Origin of the sequence: Aeromicrobium sp. (assembly GCF_049587115.1) — a bacterium.
Classification (GTDB): Bacteria; Actinomycetota; Actinomycetes; order Propionibacteriales; family Nocardioidaceae; genus Aeromicrobium.
The window spans coordinates 1-18755 of record NZ_JBAVDI010000052.1; the positions used below are offsets into that span (position 1 = coordinate 1).

The following is an 18755-nucleotide window of genomic DNA, read 5'->3' on the forward strand; positions in this document are numbered from 1 at the left end:
TCAAGCGGCTCGGCCTGCCCGAGGACATTGGCTCGGTCGTGACGTTCCTGCTCTCGCAGGACGCGGCATGGGTCACTGGCCAGACCATCACGATCGACGGCGGTGTGCTGTTGACCGGCGGCGTCTAGCTCCGGCGACACCAGCGCGATCGCCCTCTCCGGCCCACGCCGGGGAGGGCGATGTGATGTGGGACGACGGAATTTTGACCCCGCGTGGAGTGCTGTAGCTGGCATGACCATTTACCCCACGCAGGTCCCGCCCACCCTGGATCTCGCCCTGATCGGTGGTGACCGCGCCGACTCGCTGAAGCTCGGCTCCGGACAGGACGGCAGGTTCACGATGGTCGTCTTCTACCGCGGCCTGCACTGCCCGGTCTGCCGCAAGCAGCTCACGGAGCTCGATCGGCGGATCGGTGATCTGAACGATGCCGGGGTCGGTCGCGTGATCGCGGTCAGCATGGAAACCGAGGAGCGGAGTGCCAGGGTCGTCCAGAAGTGGGGCTTGACTGATCTGCCGGTCGCGTACGGCCTGAGCGAGCAGTCGGCGCGCGAGTGGGGCCTGTTCATCTCGACGGCGATCAAGGAAGGTGAGCCGGCAACGTTCAACGAACCGGGGATGTTCGTGCTGGACTCCGACGGCTCGATGTTCTGGAGCAGCGTCGCGAGCATGCCGTTCGGCCGCCCGGCGCTCGGTGACGTCATCGCTGGGCTTCGTTACGTGCAGAACGAGGACTATCCCGCTCGAGGAGTGAGCTTCAGCCAGGGGTGAGGCGGTGGGGGCACGAAAGATGAGGAAACCCTCAGCTAAAAGTTGAGGAATCCCTCATGTTTTGACATGATGGTGGTACCGCCCGTCGACCCCGCGACGGCAGTGACCCGAGGGAAACCGCCTGTGACGACCATCGACACCCCGCTCGCCGCGATCCACACGACCGAGCGCCGTGGCGCCTTGATCGACCGCATTCTGACCGGGACGCCGTACGCTCTTGCGTTCGGCGGTCAGGGCGGTCCGTGGCTTGAGCCGCTGGCAGGACTGATTCGCGACTTCGCGCTCGAGGCCGAGCTGGAGACGCTCGTGTCGCACGCCGAAGAACGGCTGTCGCCGGTCGCAGCGGAGCTGGCTCGCGTCGGCGTCCCGTTCACACCGTTGGCGTGGGCCGACGTGATCGCCGTCGGAGATTCTGCCGAGGACGACGATGCGCCAGCATTGCCGAGTGCCGAGGTGCTGAACACCCCTGCAGCGTCGCTGCCCGGCATCCTGCTGGCCCAGCTCGCAGCCCTACGTGCCCTGCGCAGTCAAGGCCTGGATGCACATGTCACTCCGCCGGCTGCGGTCATCGGTCACTCGCAGGGCACTCTTGCGGTGCAGTCGATCGCCGGTGTCGACGATGTCGAGCTGTTGGCTCTCGCCCGACTGATGGGCGCCGCGGCGCAGATCGTCGGCCGACGGCGCGGTCTGCTCGGCTCGACGATGCTGAGCGTCTCCAACGTCGTCCCGGAGCGGATCGACGAGATCCTCGCCGAGCTGCCCGCATCACTGCGGGTTGTCTCGCGGCTGCGCAACGGCCGTCGGAGCGTCGTCCTGTCCGGACCGGTCGAGGGCCTTCGGGTCGTCGAGGCGCGACTCGGCGAGGTGGCCGCGGCCGAGAAGATCGAGCGTGAGCGAAAGACCACCGGTGGGTCCGGGTTCGCTCCAGTGCTCGAGCCGCTGCCGGCACAGCTGGCCTTCCACCATCCCGATCTCGTCGCGGCTGCCGATCTCGTCGCAACGTGGGCCGGGGTGTGTGGAATCGACGCGGGTCGTGCTCGAACGCTGACGATGAACGCGATCGTCGATCCGGTCGACTGGGTCGACTCGCTGGAAGTGGCGCTGGACGCCGGAGCCAGCTGGATCCTCGACCTCGGACCGGCCGACATCGCGGCGCGGCTGTCCGCTCGCGAGCTCCGCAGCCGCGGAGCCGGAGTCATCGCCACCACCACCAGGCGCGGCCACCGTGAGCTGACGGTCGCCGGTGCCACGCCACGTCTGGCCAAGCCATGGTCCACCTACGCGCCGGGCGTCATCACCCTGCCCGACGGCAGCCTGCACCTCGAGACCCGATTCACCCGGCTGACCGGCAAGTCGCCCATCCTGCTGGCTGGCATGACGCCCACGACGGTCGACGCCACGATCGTTGCCGCCGCAGCCAATGCGGGCTACTGGTCCGAGCTGGCCGGTGGCGGGCAGGTCACGGAGGAGATCTTTGCCGAGCGCGTCGCTGAGCTCGACGACCTGCTCCTTCCCGGCCGGACCTACCAGTTCAACTCGCTGTTCCTCGATCCGTACCTGTGGAAGCTGCAGCTCGGCCAGAAGCGACTGGTGCAGCGCGCCCGCGCCGCCGGCGCTCCGATCGACGGCGTCGTCGTCACGGCTGGCATCCCCGAGCTGGACGAGGCGGTCGCGCTGGTCGAGGAGCTTCGAGCAGCAGAGATCTCGCACGTCGTGTTCAAGCCCGGAACGGTCAAGCAGATCCGCCAGGTCGTAGCGATCGCCAAGGCCGTGGCACCGACACCGATCATCGTCCAGGTCGAGGGGGGCCGTGCGGGAGGACACCATTCGTGGGAGGACCTCGACGACCTGCTCCTCGCTACGTACGGCGAGCTGCGTGCGCTGGACCACGTCGCCGTGGCCGTCGGTGGCGGCATCGGCACGCCAGAGGTCGCTGCGGCCTACCTGACCGGCGAATGGGCCCGGCGGCACGGCTATCCGGCCATGCCCCTGGACGGCATCCTCGTCGGCACGGCCGCGATGGCCACGCTCGAAGCGACGACGGCTCCCGACGTCAAGCAGCTCCTGGTCGAGACCCGTGGCACAGGCACCTGGGTCGGCGCCGGAAGCGCCAAGGGTGGCATGGCCTCGGGTCGTAGCCAGCTGGGCGCCGACATCCACGAGATCGACAACACCGCCTCGCGCACCGGGCGCCTGCTCGACGAGGTTGCCGGTGACGCCAAGGCAGTCGCGGCGCGTCGCGACGAGATCGTCGTCGCGCTCGACCGCACCGCCAAGCCCTACTTCGGCGACGTCGAGGCCATGACCTACGCCCAGTGGTTGCGCCGCTACATCGAGCTGTCAGGCACCCCCTCATGGCTCGACGTCACGCTGCGGGACCGCTTCCACGCGATGCTGCAGCGGGTCGAGGCCCGGCTGCACACCGCAGACCGGGGCGAGATCGCGACCCTGTTCACCGACTCGGCCTCCGTCGAGGACGGCGCGGCCGCCCTGAGTCGGGTCCTGGAGACCTATCCGCACGCCGAGGGCGTCACCCTGCACCCGGCGGACGTGCTGTTCTTCGTCGAGCAGTGCAAGACAACGGGCAAGCCGGTCAACTTCGTGCCGGTGCTCGACCAGGACGTCCGCCGCTGGTGGCGCTCGGACTCGCTGTGGCAGGCGCACGACCCGCGCTACGCCGCCGACGAGGTCTGCATCATCCCCGGCCCAGTCTCTGTGGCCGGCATCGACCGGGTCGACGAGCCCGTCGCCGAGCTCCTTCGCCGCTTCGAGGACGTCACGATCGACGGGCTGCTCGCCTCGGGTCGCTCTGCCCAGCGGGTGTCCGGACGGCGGCGCGTCGACGGAGCCAGTGACGTCTTGTCCCTGGTCCTGGCCGCACCCGACCTGGTCTGGGCCGGTCGCACGGTCCGCAACCCGGTCCACCGCCTCGGTGCCGAGTGGGTCATCGTCGATCCGCAGCGCGCCGAGCACCCCGAGACGGGTGCCGCCCTGGTCGCTCTGGACGACCGCACCGCCGAGCTCAACGTGCCGTTGGCCCGTCCGCTCTCGCTGCGGATCAACATCGACGACGCCGTGCTCGCGGGCTCCGCGCCGGTCGTCACGACCGAGGTCGCGGTCGCCGCGATGGGCTCGCTCGTCGCCGACGCTGCCGGTGGTGACGTCCCGAGCGTGTCCAACGGACGCGCGACGGTCAGCGTCGCGTGGGAGCCCGACCTGATCGCCGACCACGCCGGTGTCACGGGAGCGCACACCCCGAGGCACCCCGTGCCCGACGTCCTGGTCGGCCTGGCCTGGCCGTCGGTGTTCGCGGTGCTCGGCGCAGCCACGACCCGGGACGGTCTCCCAGTCATCGAGGGAATGCTCGACCTGGTCCACCTCGACCATGCAATCGCGCTGAGCGGCACGCTTCCGGTCTCGCCGACCGCGTTGACGATCTCGTCGACCGTCCAATCGATCGAGGACACGGGCTTTGGTCGGGTCGTCACGGTCGACGTCGCGGTGACCTCGGCTGCCGGCGGCATCGCGACGCTGCGCGAGCGCTTCGCGATCCGCGGACGCATCGGGTCCGGCGAGCTCGTCGACCCTGTACGTGCCGGTGGATCGCTCGGCGACGTCGTCCTCGACACCCCGCGCAAGTCCCGTGGTGCCGCGACCCTCACCGCTCCCACCGACCTGCGCGGCTTCGCGGCGGTCACGGGAGACCACAACCCGATCCACACCAGCGTCGCGGCGGCCCGGCTCGCGGGCCTCGGCAATCCGATCGTGCACGGCATGTGGGTCTCGGCAGCCGCCCAGCAGGTGCTCTCGGATCGCAGGATCACGGGTTGGACGACTCGTTTCCTCGCCCCGGTCCGCCCGGGCGTACCGGTCGACGTCAAGGCCGATCGCATCGGCCTTGACGCGGGTGCCGAGGTCGTCGACATCACCTGCCGTGCAGACGGCGAGGTCGTCATGACGGCCACTGCTCGCCTCGAAGCGCCGCGCACCGCGTACGCCTTCCCGGGGCAGGGCATCCAGCATCCCGGCATGGGCATGGCCGCCTACCAGCGGTCGAAGGCTGCCCGCGAGATCTGGGACCGGGCCGACGCCCATACCCGCACTGCTCTCGGCTTCTCGATCCTGACTGTCGTCCGCGACAACCCGACCGAGCTCGTCACCAACGGCGTCAGCCACAGGCATCCCGACGGCGTGTTGTTTTTGACCCAGTTCACCCAGGTGGCGATGGCGGTCCTGGGTGCGGCCCAGATGGCTGAGCTCCGCGAGTCCGGCGGCTTCGTCGAGGGCTCGATCCTCGCGGGCCACTCGGTCGGTGAGTACAACGCACTCGCCGCGGTCTCTGGCGTCATCCCGCTCGAGGCTGTCGTCGAGGTCGTGTTCCAGCGCGGCTCGGTCATGCACACCTTGGTTCCGCGTGACGCCGCCGGACGCAGCGACTACCGGCTTGCGGCGATCCGACCTGCGCAGATCGGCCTGACCGATGACGACGTCACCGCATACGTCGACGGCGTGGCCGAGAGCTCTGGGGAGTTCCTGCAGATCGTCAACTACAACCTGCGCGACTCGCAGTACGCGATCGCCGGAACGGTCCGCGGACTGGAGGTCCTCGAGGCCGACATCGCGAAGCGCCGCGCCCAGTTCGGCGGCAAGGCGGCGTACATCCTGGTGCCCGGGATCGACGTGCCCTTCCACTCCACGGTGCTGCGTGACGGCGTCCCGGACTTCCGGGACAGGCTCACCGAGCTCCTGCCGACGTCGATCGATCCGGACATCCTCACGGGCCGCTACGTCCCCAACCTGGTGCCCAGGCCGTTCTCCCTCGACCGGGCCTTCCTGCAGGAGATCGCCGACCTCGTGCCGTCCGAGCCGCTCGATGCGGTGCTCGCGGACTTCGCCGGTTGGACCGATCATCCCGGTGAGCTGTGTCGCCTCGTGCTGATCGAGCTGCTGGCCTGGCAGTTCGCCAGCCCGGTCCGCTGGATCGAGACGCAGGACCTGCTGTTCCGCCCCGAAAACGAGGGCGGCCTGGGTGTCGAGCGTTTCATCGAGGTCGGCGTGGGTCAAGCGCCCACCGTGGCCAACCTCGCCTCGTCGACGCTCAAGCTCCCCGGCCGCCTCGGTGCTCCGGTCGAGGTGCTCAACTTCGAGCGCGACAGCGCCGCGGTCTTCGCGACCGACGAGGAGCAGGGCGTCGAGGAGGACGAGGCTCCGGCCGAAATCGTCACGATGACTGCTGCGGCTCCGACTGCTGGGACGCCCGCAGCCGCCACCTCGAGCGGACCGCGGCCGGCCGACCTGTCCTTCGACGCGGCCGACGCCACCACGGTCCTGATCGCCTGGTGGACCAAGATGCGATGGGATCAGATCGGTGCTGCCGACTCGATCGAGTCGCTGTGCGACGGTGCGTCGTCGCGCCGCAACCAGCTGCTGGTCGACCTCGGCGGTGAGCTGGGCCTCGGCGCGATCGATGGCGCGGCCGATGCCGACCTCCCGACCCTGTCGGCCCAGGTCACGGGCCTGGCCCGCGGCTACAAGCCGTTCGGACCCGTGCTCAGCGAGGCTCTCGGCGATCACCTCAAGAAGGTGCTCGGCCCGACCGGCCGCCGGCAGTCCGCGATCGCCGAGCGGGTCGCCGACGTGTGGCAGCTCGGGCCGGGCTGGGCGAGCCATGCGCTCGTCGAGCTCGCACTGTCCAGCCGCGAAGGTGCCAGCGTCCGCGGCGGTGAGTACGGCGCGTTGACCGGGCTGGACTCGGCCGCAGATGCCGATGCCGCGATCGACGCGAGCGTGCTGGCCGTTGGCGCTCGCCATGGCGTCAGCGTCGATCTGCCCGCCACCGGCGGGCAAGAGGCCACGATCGACGCGGCCGCCCTCGGTGAGTTCACGGCGCAGATCACGGGTCCCCACGGCGTGCTCGCGTCGTCGGCGCGCCTGGTCCTGGATCAGCTCGGACTCAGCGACCTCCCGATCGCGGTTGAGACCGACGAGGCGGCGGCCGACATCCTCGCCCGGGTTGAGAGCGAGCTGGGCAGCGACTGGGCGAAGCTCACCGCACCGGCGTTCGATGAACGCAGGACCGTCCTGCTGGACGACCGGTGGGCCAGCGCCCGTGAGGACCTGGCCCGCATTGCGACCGGCGACAGCGTCGAGGTGAGCTTCGTGGGAGCCGGACCGGCAGTCGCGGCCCAAGCACGCTGGCACTCTGCCCACGCGGACCCCGCGCTCGCAGGTCGATTCACGCAGATCGCCATCGACGCCGAGAGCTCGACACAGGGCACGTGGTCTCACGAGCTCGCCGTGGTGACCGGCGCGAGCCGCGGGTCGATCGCTGCGGCCGTGACCGGCAAGCTGCTGGCCGGAGGAGCGACCGTCATCGCGACGACCTCGGGCTTGGACTCCGCTCGGCTCAACTTCTACAAGGAGCTCTACCGGACTCATGCGGTCAGCGGTGCAGCGCTGTGGATCGCCGAGGCGAACATGGCCTCCTTCGCCGACGTCGACGCCCTGTCGAGCTGGATCTCCAGCGAGCAGACGCAGACCCGGGCCGGGACCACGACGGTCTCGAAGCCGGCCATGACGCCCACGTTGCTGTTCCCGTTCGCGGCCGGGCGGGTCGCGGGCGACCTGACCGACGCCGGCAGCCGCACCGAGATCGACATGCGGATCCTGGTGTGGTCGGTCGAGCGTCTGATTGGCCGGCTGTCGGCACGCGCGCAGGACCGCGATCTGACCTCGACGCTGCACGTCGTCCTGCCGGGCTCGCCCAACCGTGGCATGTTCGGCGGAGACGGTGGATACGGCGAGGCCAAGTCGGCGCTCGACGCACTGGTGACCCGCTGGTCCGCAGAGCGCACGTGGGCCGATCGGGTGACCCTGAGCCACGCCATCATCGGCTGGGTGCGCGGCACGGGCCTGATGGGTGGGAACGACCCGCTGGTCGAGGCTGTCGAGGCAGCAGGCGTCAGCACGTGGACGCCCGACGAGATGGCCGAGGCGCTCATGGACACCTGCTCGACGGAGGCGCGGGCGGCCGCCCGTCTGGAGCCGCTTACGGTCGACCTGACCGGTGGTCTGGCCAGCGCCAACCTCGACATGAAGGCACTGGCCGAGGGCATCCAGCGCCCGGCCGTTGTCGCGGAGCATCGCGGAGCCACCGTCACTGCGCTGGCTCCGTCGCCGGCACAGCTCGGCCGGGTCGAGCAGATCGACTGGGTACCCATCGACGCGCGTCCCGAGGATCTCGTGGTCATCGTGGGCGCCGGCGAGCTGGGACCGTACGGTTCCTCGCGAACCCGCTTCGAGATGGAGGTCGCGGACGAGCTGTCCGCGGCCGGGGTGCTCGAGCTCGCGTGGACGACCGGACTCGTCGCGTGGGACGAGGCCGGTGGCGGCTGGTTCGACACCGCGACCCAGGACAAGGTCGCCGAGGAAGAGCTGGTGGACCGCTACGAGGCGGCGGTCCGCGAGGCAGTTGGCATTCGACGCTACGTCGACGAGGGAACCATGGTCGACAACACGGCCCCGTTGCTCACGTCGGTGTTCCTCGACAAGGATCTGTCCTTCACGGTCTCCAGCGAGTCCGAGGCGCGAGCGTTGCGTGCTGCCGACCCCGAGCGCACGGTCGTCTCCGCCACGGCGGACGGTGACTGGACGGTGACTCGCAAGGCGGGCACCGAGATTCGCGTGCCCCGCCGCATGGAGCTGACCCGCACGGTCGGCGGCCAGATCCCGACCGGTTTCGATCCCACCGTGTGGGGCGTGCCGGCCGAGATGGTCGAGTCGATCGACCGGGTAGCCCTCTGGAACCTGATCTGCACCGTCGACGCCTTCGTGTCCAGCGGGTTCGACCCGTCCGAGCTGATGCGCTGGGTCCACCCGGCGATGGTCGCCAACACCCAGGGCACCGGCATGGGCGGCATGCAGTCCATGCAGTCGCTCTACCTGGACACGCTGCTGGGCGAGAGCAAGGCCAACGACATCCTGCAGGAGGCGCTGCCGAACGTCATCGCGGCGCACGTCGTGCAGTCGTACGTCGGCTCGTACGGCGCGATGGTCCATCCCGTCGCCGCCTGCGCCACCACGGCTGTCTCGGTCGAGGAGGGCGTCGACAAGATCCGCCTCGGCAAGGCCGACTTCGTCGTGTCGGGTGGTTTCGACGACCTGAGCGTCGAGGGAATCGTCGGCTTCGGTGACATGTCGGCCACGGCTGACTCCGCGGCGATGCGGGCCAGGGGTCTGGAGGACCGCTACTTCAGCCGGGCCAATGACCGCCGTCACGGCGGCTTCGTGGAGTCCCAGGGCGGTGGGACGATCCTCTTGGCCCGCGGTGACGTCGCCGCACGCATGGGTCTTCCGGTGATGGGTGTCGTGGCATATGCCGGATCGTTCGCGGACGGTGTGCACACCTCGATCCCGGCGCCGGGAATCGGCGCGTTGGCGGCGGCTCGCGGCGGGCGCGAGTCAGGCCTGGCTCGCTCGCTTCGATCGCTCGGCGTGACCGCCGACGACATCGGCGTGCTCTCCAAGCACGACACGTCGACCGGCGTCAACGAGCGCAACGAGTCCGAGGTCCACGAGCGCATCGCGGCCGCCATCGGTCGCAGCGACGGCAACCCGCTCTACGTCATGTCGCAGAAGGCCCTCACGGGCCATGCCAAGGGCGGCGCCGCAGCGTTCCAGCTGATCGGCCTGTGCCAGGTCCTGTCAGGAGGAATCATTCCGCCGAACCGGAGCCTGGACTGCGTCGACGACGATCTTGCCGAGCACGAGCACCTGGTGTGGCTGCGCCGTCCCCTCCGGTCCGGCCAGCTCAAGGCCGGGCTCCTGACCAGCCTGGGCTTCGGTCACGTGGCCGGGCTGCTCGCAATCGTGCACCCGCAGGCATTTCTGGCGACCTTGAGCGCTGAGGAGCGGGATTCCTACGCAGACCGCGCGCAATCGCGGTCGATCGAGGGTCGGATGCGCCTGGTCAGGGCGATGTATGGCGGACCCCCGCTGTACGCACGCCCCGCCGATCGGCGCCTGGGCAGCGGAGGAGTGCGCGAGCGAGAGGCCGACATGCTGCTGGACTCGCAGGCACGGCTGGACGAGGACGACCTCTATGTCGGGACGTCCTGCCAATGACGATCGTCGGAGTTGGCGTCGATCTGGTCCACGTGCCCGCCTTCGCGGACCAGCTTGACCGACCTGGCACGACCTTTGCCACGGCGTTCCTGCCCGGCGAGCGCAGTGACGCGCGGAGTCATTCTTCCGACGCGGCGCGTCACTTCGCGGCGCGCTGGGCGGCCAAGGAGGCAGTCATCAAGGCCTGGTCCGCCTCGTTGTACGGCGACGCACCAGTCATGGACGAACACGTCCACCACCTGATCGAGGTCGTCACGGATGCCTGGGGCCGACCCCGGATCCGCTTGCACGGCGGGGTTGCCAAGCGCCTGGACGGCCACACGCTCGAGGTGTCCCTGAGCCACGACGGCGACTACGCCACCGCGTACGTCGTGCTACACCAGTAAGGAGGTCTGCAGAGCCGCTCAGGCGTGCTCGGCGCTGAGCAGGTAGGCCGTGACCAGACGCTTGAGCTCGATGATCGACTCGCTGTGCTCCTGGCCGTCACGGATTGAGAAGTTGAGCATCGAGTAGACGACGTGCACCAGCACCTCCGCCATGATGGTGCGTCGCTCCCGCGGGGTGCCGGGCGTGAGCGGGGCGAGCGCGTGGGCCACCTCGGCGGCCAGCTCCCGCTCGGTGACCGCGGCCGTTGCCCGCGTGGCGGGAGTCGACTGCACCGCGAGCCAGACTGCCCGACGGGACGGATCATGGACCCACAGCGCGGCCATGTGATCGATGAACCGATTGAGGAACTTGAGCCAGTCCAGCGTCGGGATCGCCTCGGCGAAGCTCTGCAGCTCCATCCGCACGGCGACGGCATCGACCCGGTCGAGCTCGCAGACGATGACGTACTTGTTCTGGAAGAACTGGTACAGCGTGCCGATCGGGAGTCCGGCCCGGTGCGCGACCTCCTCGCAGGTGAACGACTCAAAACCGACGTCGAGCAGCAGCTCGCGCGAGACCAGCAACAGGTGGTCGAACTTCTTGTGGCTGCGCTCCTGAGTCGGGCGGCGCCGTGGTTCAAGGATCTCGGCCGTCACGCGCGTCACCCTATCTTGAAGCAGCGCGTCCTGCGGCAATCAAAGGGGCGATCATGTCGCCGATCCCGTCAAAGCCACTGCCGACGGTCTGTCCGTGCGCGTGCCGGTAGTGGATGCCCTCCAGGATCACCGCGAGCTTGAAGAATGCCAGCCCCAGGTGGAAACCGATGTCACCGATGTCCCGGCCGGATCCTGCGGCATACCGTGCGAGCACGGCCTCGCGGCTCAAGTAGCCAGCCGCCAGCGGCGCATCCGTGACCAGCGCGGCTCCGTCCTGTGCAGGAGGGGCCGATTCGGCGAGCTGCTGGTAGGCCAACATGATCGCGACGTCGGTCAGGGGATCGCCAAGGGTGCTCATTTCCCAGTCAAGGACCGCGGTGACTCTGTCGGCATCGTCGACCAGGACGTTGTCGAGCCGGTAGTCGCCATGGACGATGGTGCCTTCGGAGCTGGACGGGATGCTGTTCTCGAGCTGGGCGACGAGCTCGTCCATGCCGGGCAGCTCACGACTCGTGGATGCGACGAGCTGCTTCTTCCAGCGGGACACCTGGCGACCGAGGTAGCCGTCCGGCCGACCGAAGTCGGCCAGCCCGACCGCCTCGTAGTCGACCGAATGGAGCGCCACGAGGGTGTCGACAAGTCGTTCGGTGATCGCTCCGGTGCGCTCTGCGCCGAGCGGAGTGAGCTGGGCTGCGCGGCTGTACGGAGTGCCGGCGACTCGCTCCATGACGTAGAACGGTGCGCCGATCACCTCGGTGTCCTCGCAATGGGCGAGCATCTGCGGGACGGGCACGTCGGTGGGCTCCAGCGCCGCCATCACCCGGTGCTCGCGACCCATGTCGTGAGCGGTGGCCAGCACGTGGCCGAGCGGGGGACGGCGAACCACGACGTCACGGCTGCTGTCGCTCACGATGTAGGTCAGGTTGGACTTGCCCCCGGTGATGAGCTCCGCTGACAGCGCCCCGGTCAGGATGCCGGGGCTCTCCCGCTCCAACCAGGCCTGCAGCGCCGCGAGGTCGAGACCCGTCGGATCGGCCATGCTCAGTCCTTCGGCCCGCCGGCGACGTAGATGACCTGGCCCGAGACGAATCCCGCTCCCTCGCTGACGAGGAATGAGACCGTGTGGGCGATGTCCTCGGGCTGGCCGACCCGGGCCACGGGGATCTGGTCGGCGCTGAACTTGATGAAGTCGTCGAACGGCACCTTCATGCGCTCGGCCGTGGCGGCCGTCATGTCGGTCTGGATGAAGCCGGGCGCGATCGCGTTGGCGGTGATGCCGAACTTGCCGAGCTCGATCGCGAGGGTCTTGGTGAAGCCCTGGAGACCGGCCTTGGCTGCCGAGTAGTTCGCCTGGCCGCGGTTGCCCAGCGCTGAGGTGCTGGACAGGTTGACGATCCGGCCGAACTTGGCCTCGGTCATGAACTTCTGGGCGGCCTTGGTCATCAGGAAGGAACCACGCAGATGCACGCCCATGACGAGGTCCCAGTCCTCGACGCTCATCTTGAACAGCAGGTTGTCGCGCAGGATGCCGGCGTTGTTGATCAGGACGGTCGGTGCGCCGAGCTCGGCAGCGATGCGCTCGAAGGCGGCGGCGACCTGCTCCTCGTTGCTGACGTCGGCGCCGACCGCGAGGGCCGTGCCCCCGGCAGCGGTGATGGCGTCGACCGTCGTGGCGCAGGACGCCTCGTCGAGGTCGACGACGGCGACCTGGAAGCCGTCGGCGGCCAGGCGTAGGGCCACCGCCGCGCCGATGCCTCGCGCTGCTCCGGTGATGATCGCGGTACGGGTTTCGGTCACGGTTGCTCCTTCGACGGCGCGCCTAAGCGCTTGCTTAGTTCGTTCTCCCGCACGGTATCGCACCCGGGTGGGGATGGGGGAGATCACCACCGAACATAGTCGGTCAAAAGATGATGGATTCCTCATGTTTGTGTATAGTTGAGGAAAACCTCATGTTTCTCCCGGCTAGGAGCCCTTGTGACGAAGCTCGACACCCCCTCGGTGGTCTCGACACCGGATCTGACCGAACACCGCGCGGCACTCACGCAGCGCCGCCAGGATCGGTTCTCCCGGGTCGACCCCAAGGGCAAGCGAGTCTTCACGGCCCGAGAGCGTGCCGAGCTGCTGGTCGACGAGGGATCTTTCGTCGAGATGACGCCGTTGCGCACGGCGGGCGGAGGAAGCGGCAGTGGGGTCGTGGCCGGTTGGGGCACGACCGACGGCCACGCCGTCGTCGTCGTCTCGCACGACGCGGCGGTGGCTTCAGGGGCGATCGGCGCCGTGATGGCCACGGCGATCATGAAGGCACAGCGCTTCGCGATCGACAAGGGCCATCCGATCGTCTACATCAACGACTCGGGTGGCGCCCGCATCCACGACGGCATCTTTGCGCTGCACGGATGTGGCGGGATCTTCGCGTTGAACATCGAGGCGCAGAAGCGGATCCCGCAGGTCTCGCTGATCCTCGGACCATGCGCCGGAGCCGCGGCCTACTCGCCGGCGCTGACCGACTGGACCGTCATGGTCAAGGAGCAGGGACAGATGTTCCTGACCGGGCCCGAGATCGTCAAGGCTGCGACAGGCGAGGACGCAACGGCCGAGGACATCGGTGGATCAGCGCTGCACACCACCGTCAGCGGCGTCGCTCACCTCGAGGTCGGCAGTGAGGAGGAGGCCTTCGACGCGACTCGTCTGCTGCTCTCGTTCCTGCCGACGCACAAGGGGGGCGCGCAGAAGCGGCACAGTTCCATGCCGGCCAACCCCAGTGCGGTCGAACGGCTCGCCGGCCTCGTGCCGGAGAAGTCGAGCGTCGTCTTCGACATGAACGCTCTGCTGGATGGCGTGCTCGACAACGGCGCCCGACTTGAGCTGATGCCGACGCACGCTCGAAGCATTCTGACGATGTTCGGTCGACTCGACGGACACGCAGTCGGCATCCTGGCCAACCAGCCGAATGCGCGCGGCGGCATCCTTGACGCCAAGGCGGCGGTCAAGGCTGCGCGGTTCGTCGAGTTCTGTGGGCGGTTCGACCTGCCGGTCCTGACCTTCGTCGACGTACCCGGCTTCCTGCCGGGGACGGTCGAGGAGGGTCGCGGCGTCATCACGCATGGTGCCAAGCTCCTCAAGGCCTATGTCGAGACGAGATCGCCCAAGCTGACCGTCGTGGTCCGAAAGGCCTATGGCGGTGCCTACATCGCGATGGGAGCCGCCTCGCTGGGCGCCGACGTCAACTGGGCGTGGTCAAGCTCGGAGATCGCGGTCATGGGTCCCGGCGGCGCCGTCGCTCTACTTCACCGACGAGCGCTCAAGGAGGCCGACGACCCAGCTGTCCTGCGCGACGAGCTGGCCGCGACCTACCGCGAGGAGGTCGCCCGACCGTACATCGCGGCCGAGGCCGGGATTGTCGATGACGTGATCCATCCCGAAGAAACGCGTGGCCGCATGGCGGCCGCGCTTCGGATGCTGACGCACGACTCGGCCCACTGATGTTCGCCGCACGAGCCGAGATCGTCGCGAACGTGTGGAAGGTCCTGGCGCGTGAAGGTGATCAGGTGGGGACTGGTGACGTGCTCGCGGTCCTCGAGAGCATGAAGATGGAGATACCGGTCTACGCCGAGGCCAGTGGCCACGTCAGCAAGATTCTTGTGTCGGTCGGTCAGATCGTCCAGGAGGGCGACCCGCTGATCGAGATCGACGAGACCGCCAGCGCCTGAACGGTCAGGCGGTCTGGCATCATCGGCGCGTGCCTGCCGATCAAGTCCTCCACGAGCTGCCCATGCGCTGGGCGGACCTCGACTCGCTCAATCACGTCAACAACGTCGTGTACGTCGACTACGCCGCCGAGAGCCGTGCCCTGCTGATCGCGGACGGTCTGGTCCCAGATCGTCCGGCCAGTCGCGTGACGGTCCGATTCGTGCGGCCGCTGCTGCTGAGCCGCCGGCCGGTGACGATCGTGTCGACGATCGACGGCGAGGTGATCACCCAAGAAATCTGCGTCGAGCGTGAGGGGACCCGGACGGTCTTTGCCGAGGTCGTCTCCGTGCTGGGGGAGTCGGCCACGGTCGAGCGTCACGAGCCTGTCCTGACGCCGTTTCCCGCGCGGATCAGGCGTAGCGACGTCGACGTGACCGGCATGGTGAGCGCGACCAAAGTGTTCGAGCTCTTCCAGGAGTCTCGCGTGCTGCTCCTGGCCGACGGCGCGGGAACCATCGCACCGGGTCGATTCGTCGTGGGGACCGTCGACGTCAGCTATGTTCGTCCGATCATCTGGCGGCCCGAACCCTATGACGTGCGCAACTGGCTCAGCCGCATTGGTGGCAGCTCGCTCACGATCGAGTCCGAGCTGAGCAACGGCGACACGGTCCTCGCGCGGGCGACCTCGGTGCTGGTGGGGTTCGACCTGCCGAGTCAGCGCTCACGCACTCTGTCCGATCAGGAGAAGGCCCACTTCGTCGCCCTCCTGGGCTGACTCCGCGGGGATCAGTCGGCCTGGTTGACCATGAAGTTGGCGGCGTGCTGGACGTAGGCCCAGAACTGCGCATCGTGCTCGGGGGAGAGGTTCGCCCGATCCAGACCGTCCCGGAAGTGCGCGAGCCATCGGTCGCGGGCTGTCGGAGTCACGGCGAAAGGGGCGTGGCGCATCCGCAGACGCGGGTGGCCGCGTTCGTCTGAGTAGGTCGTGGGTCCGCCCCAGTACTGCTCAAGGAACATCCGGAAACGCTCGTTGGCGGGGCCGAGGTCTTCCTCGGGGTAGAGCGGCCTGAGCAGCTCGTCAGTCGCGACGCCGTCGTAGAACGTGTCGACGATGAGCTTGATGGTGTCGTGCCCGCCAATGGCGTCGTAGAAGGACGTCTCGGTCATGTCCCCTCCTCGTCCACGATCGTCTGGATCGTCGTGGGAATCCGGATTCCGGATCTGTCGAAGCGCGCCTTGATCCGCTGGCGCATGGCCCGGGCGACGGACCACTGCTGCAGCGGCGCGGTCTTGAGCACGACGCGGACCACGGCGCCGTCCTTGTCCAGCCGCTCGACACCCCACACCTCAGGGGGTTCGATGATGATTCCGGCGAACTGCTCGTCCTGGTACATCGCGGTCGCCTCCTCCTGGAGCACGCGCTGCACGATGTCGAGATCGGCCTCGTAGCCCACCGTGATGTCCAGGACGGTGCGGGCCCAGTTCTGGCTCTGGTTGCCGACGCGCACGATCTCGCCGTTGCGGACGTACCAGACCGTGCCGTCGACGTCGCGCAGTCGGGTGACCCGGAGCCCGACGGCTTCGACCGTGCCACCGGCCTCGCCGAGATCGACCACGTCGCCGACGCCGTACTGGTCCTCGAGGATCATGAAGATGCCGGACAGGAAGTCCTTGACCAGATTCTGTGCACCGAAGCCGAAGGCCACGCCGAGGATCCCGGCGCTGGCGATGATCGGGGCGACGGGCTGACCGAGCTTGGCGAGCACCATCACGATGACGATCACCAGCGTCACTCCGGTCGTGATGCTGGTGAGCAGCGAGCCCATGGTCTCGGCGCGCTGGCGGCGACGCTCCTGGGATCCGGGGCGCAAATCTGCCAGGAACTCCCCGGCCCGGGAGTTGGCGATGACGCCGGGCACGCTGCCCACGACGGCACGCTGGACGAGGCGGTCGATGGCTCGGCAGGCAAACCACCGGAACGCGAGCCCGGCCACGATGATCAGCAGGATCGAGCCGGGGGTTGCGACGAACCACGTGTAGGCCGTTCCGTCGGGCAGGTTCCAGTTGACGTCGAGGTGCGGCATCCCTCCAGCCTACGGGTGGATAAGATGGCGGCCATGAGGACTCCCGCTCGCGTGCTTGGTCTCGCTGCCGCCTTCGTCGTCACCTTCATCGCCGGCTCAGCCGCAGCCTGGGCCGACCAGCCCGCAAGCGATGCCTGGCCCGCCGGTGAGGATCGCAGCCACCTCTACCTGTTGGTGCTGTTCGGCGGCGGGACGCTCGGGCTGTTCGTGTTGATCTCGCTGTTCGGACTGCTCACCGCACGCAACAACTACGTGCCTCCTGCGCCCGGTACGGACATCGAGGTCGCGGCCAGCAGCTCGCCCGTCCACCACCACTGACCCACCGCGGAGGGTGCCACCTCCGCGCCGGCCTGACCGCGCCGCACGCCGTACGGCACTGTGCGACACGGACGTCAGGCCCACCGCGGAGGTCAGCTCAACGACGGGACGAGATCAGAACGCGGCCTGCGCCTTCAGGGCACGGGCGAGGTCGTCACGACCCTCCGAGACGTAGCGCTTCGCCGCCGGATCGGCCGACGTCGAGGCGAGCCACTCGTCGACCTTGTCCAGCGTGGCTTCGGTCGGATTGGCGGACGGGAACATCTGGATCAGCACGACCTGGCCGATCCAGACACCCATGTCGTCGATGATCGAGTCGGCGACCTCGAGGTAGCGGTCGACGAACGGCTCGAGCACGTCGCCCTGTCCAGACACCTGGAAGGCCGCCGCGGCCTGCCGACGGGTCTCGTTGGGAGTGGAGGCATCGACTGCTGCGATGCGCCACGCCTCCTCCTTGGCCTCCGCGAGCGGCCGGATCGCCTTGGCTGCGACGGCGCTCTCCTGGCCCGAGATCGTGTTGTCCCGCTCGAGCTCGGCGGCGATCTCGGCCTCGTCGGCGGCACCGAGCCGCGCCAGGGCCGTGATGATGGTCCACCGCAGGTCCGTGTCGACAGCGAGACCCTCGAGGCTGCCGTCGAGGAGCTGCCGGAGCAGCTCGGGCGTCGAGGCGGCCGAGGCGTAGGCCCGGGCCAGAGCGAGCTGGTGGTCGCTACTGGCTTCCGCCGCCTGCAGCAGGCCACGGATGCCAGCCTCCCAGCGTTGGTGCAGGGCGGGTCGCGTCGCGTCGGGCGTGTACAGGTTGATCGCGGTCTTGCCCTGCCGCAGCAGCGAGCTGACCGCGGTCAGATCAGTCTCCGAGCCCACCCCGGCCAGTACGAGCGTCACGAAGTCGGACGACGACAGCTCGGCGTCGCGAGTCATGTCCCAGGCCGACCCCCAGCACAGCGCACGAGGCAGCGACTCCTCGAAGGTCGCGATGCTCTCGATCAGCGTCGCGAAGGATCGCTCGTCGAGCCGGATCTTGGCGTACGTCAGGTCGTCGTCGTTGAGCAGGATCAGGTCGGGCTGCTTGGACTCGAGCAGCTCGGCGATCTGCGTCGACTCGCCCCGGATGTCGGTCTCGACGCGCCCGGTGCGCACCAGGCGACCGTTGATCCGGTTGTACAGGCCGATCGCGATGCGATGGCGGCGCAGGGTCGGATAGGCCTCGATCGCGGTCTGCTCCACCGAGAACGACGTGAAGTAGCCGTCGTCGTCGGTCTCGAACTCCGCATGAAGCGTGTTGACGCCAGAGGTCTGGAGCCACTCCTTGGCCCAAGCCCCGAGCTCGCGACCCGAGGCGGCCTCGAGCTCGACGAGGAGGTCGCTCAGCTGCGTGTTGGAGTATGCGTGCTTGTCGAAGTACGAACGCAGGCCAGCGAAGAAGTCCTTCTCGCCGACCCAGGCCACGAGCTGCTTGAGCGATGAGGCGCCCTTGGCGTAGGTGATGCCGTCGAAGTTGGCCTCGACCGCGTGCAGGTCGTAGTTGTCGGCCGCGATGGGGTGGGTCGAGGGCAGCTGGTCCTGACGGTAGGCCCAGTTCTTGCGGGCATTGGTGAAGCTCGTCCACGAGTCCGTGAACCGGGTGGCGTGTGTTGCGGCGTGCGAGGCCGCAAACTCGGCGAACGACTCGTTGAGCCACAGGTCGTCCCACCACTTCATCGTCACGAGATCGCCGAACCACATGTGTGCCATCTCGTGCAGGATCGTG

At 68.5% G+C, this 18755-nt stretch carries 14 protein-coding genes; 8 read left to right on the top strand and 6 right to left on the bottom strand.

The features are described 5' to 3' along the window. Positions 1-14 precede the first annotated feature (14 nt). From WB461_RS05160 to WB461_RS05175, 4 genes are all read left to right on the top strand, one after another. Positions 15-128, top strand: a complete 114-nt coding sequence (locus WB461_RS05160; protein WP_423851661.1) for an SDR family oxidoreductase — start codon at positions 15-17, stop codon at positions 126-128. 103 nt (positions 129-231) lie between these two features. After that, positions 232-768, top strand: a complete 537-nt coding sequence (locus tag WB461_RS05165) for a redoxin domain-containing protein (RefSeq protein WP_423851648.1) — start codon at positions 232-234, stop codon at positions 766-768. Between the two features lie 123 nt (positions 769-891). After that, positions 892-9891, top strand: coding sequence for a fatty acid synthase subunit beta domain-containing protein (locus tag WB461_RS05170; protein ID WP_423851649.1), 9000 nt, complete (start codon positions 892-894; stop codon positions 9889-9891). Further along, positions 9888-10277, top strand: coding sequence for a holo-ACP synthase (locus tag WB461_RS05175; RefSeq protein ID WP_423851650.1), 390 nt, complete (start codon positions 9888-9890; stop codon positions 10275-10277). Before WB461_RS05170 ends, WB461_RS05175 begins: the two co-directional genes overlap by 4 nt. Before the next feature lie 18 nt (positions 10278-10295). On the opposite strand, the gene WB461_RS05180 is transcribed toward WB461_RS05175, so the two are convergent. From WB461_RS05180 to fabG, 3 genes are read right to left on the bottom strand one after another with little or no spacing between them, the layout of a single operon-like run. Then, entirely contained in the window at positions 10296-10913 is a 618-nt protein-coding gene (locus WB461_RS05180; RefSeq protein ID WP_423851651.1) for a TetR family transcriptional regulator, read from the bottom strand. Positions 10914-10923: 10 nt separating this feature from the next. After that, the gene (locus WB461_RS05185) at positions 10924-11952 is read right to left on the bottom strand and encodes a phosphotransferase family protein (RefSeq protein WP_423851652.1); all 1029 of its coding nucleotides are present in this window, start codon (positions 11950-11952) and stop codon (positions 10924-10926) included. A 2-nt stretch (positions 11953-11954) separates the two neighbouring features. Beyond that, positions 11955-12710: a 3-oxoacyl-ACP reductase FabG gene (fabG, locus tag WB461_RS05190; protein ID WP_423851653.1), complete on the bottom strand. Its 756-nt coding sequence runs from the start codon at positions 12708-12710 to the stop codon at positions 11955-11957. A 177-nt stretch (positions 12711-12887) separates the two neighbouring features. On the opposite strand from fabG, the gene WB461_RS05195 reads away from it, so the two are divergent. The 3 genes from WB461_RS05195 to WB461_RS05205 are packed head-to-tail and all read left to right on the top strand — an operon-like array spanning position 12888 to position 15378. Beyond that, positions 12888-14396 carry an acyl-CoA carboxylase subunit beta gene (locus WB461_RS05195; protein WP_423851654.1) on the top strand — a complete coding sequence of 503 codons (1509 nt, stop codon included), beginning with the start codon at positions 12888-12890 and terminating at the stop codon, positions 14394-14396. Continuing rightward, positions 14396-14623, top strand: a complete 228-nt coding sequence (locus tag WB461_RS05200) for a biotin/lipoyl-binding carrier protein (protein WP_423851655.1) — start codon at positions 14396-14398, stop codon at positions 14621-14623. The genes WB461_RS05195 and WB461_RS05200 overlap by 1 nt, the downstream gene beginning before the upstream one ends. A gap of 29 nt (positions 14624-14652) precedes the next feature. Further along, positions 14653-15378, top strand: a complete 726-nt coding sequence (locus tag WB461_RS05205) for an acyl-CoA thioesterase (RefSeq protein ID WP_423851656.1) — start codon at positions 14653-14655, stop codon at positions 15376-15378. An 11-nt stretch (positions 15379-15389) separates the two neighbouring features. On the opposite strand, the gene WB461_RS05210 is transcribed toward WB461_RS05205, so the two are convergent. Further along, positions 15390-15770, bottom strand: a complete 381-nt coding sequence (locus WB461_RS05210; protein WP_423851657.1) for a globin — start codon at positions 15768-15770, stop codon at positions 15390-15392. Continuing rightward, entirely contained in the window at positions 15767-16687 is a 921-nt protein-coding gene (locus tag WB461_RS05215; protein WP_423851658.1) for a mechanosensitive ion channel family protein, read from the bottom strand. The genes WB461_RS05210 and WB461_RS05215 overlap by 4 nt, the downstream gene beginning before the upstream one ends. A gap of 33 nt (positions 16688-16720) precedes the next feature. On the opposite strand from WB461_RS05215, the gene WB461_RS05220 reads away from it, so the two are divergent. Further along, positions 16721-17005 (top strand): hypothetical protein, encoded by a 285-nt coding sequence (locus WB461_RS05220; protein ID WP_423851659.1) that lies wholly within the window; start codon positions 16721-16723, stop codon positions 17003-17005. A gap of 114 nt (positions 17006-17119) precedes the next feature. On the opposite strand, the gene pepN is transcribed toward WB461_RS05220, so the two are convergent. Next, positions 17120-18755 (bottom strand): aminopeptidase N (gene pepN, locus WB461_RS05225; RefSeq protein ID WP_423851660.1); only part of this gene is annotated, 1636 nt, incomplete at its 5' end.

What these genes read in the sequence shown, in the direction of transcription:
- WB461_RS05165 (WP_423851648.1), top strand. Translation starts at nt 232, where the DNA reads ATGACCATTTACCCCACGCAGGTCCCGCCCACCCTGGATCTCGCCCTG.
- WB461_RS05175 (WP_423851650.1), top strand. Translation starts at nt 9,888, where the DNA reads ATGACGATCGTCGGAGTTGGCGTCGATCTGGTCCACGTGCCCGCCTTC.
- WB461_RS05185 (WP_423851652.1), bottom strand. Translation starts at nt 11,952, where the DNA reads ATGGCCGATCCGACGGGTCTCGACCTCGCGGCGCTGCAGGCCTGGTTG.
- WB461_RS05200 (WP_423851655.1), top strand. Translation starts at nt 14,396, where the DNA reads ATGTTCGCCGCACGAGCCGAGATCGTCGCGAACGTGTGGAAGGTCCTG.
- WB461_RS05210 (WP_423851657.1), bottom strand. Translation starts at nt 15,770, where the DNA reads ATGACCGAGACGTCCTTCTACGACGCCATTGGCGGGCACGACACCATC.
- WB461_RS05215 (WP_423851658.1), bottom strand. Translation starts at nt 16,687, where the DNA reads ATGCCGCACCTCGACGTCAACTGGAACCTGCCCGACGGAACGGCCTAC.
- WB461_RS05220 (WP_423851659.1), top strand. Translation starts at nt 16,721, where the DNA reads ATGAGGACTCCCGCTCGCGTGCTTGGTCTCGCTGCCGCCTTCGTCGTC.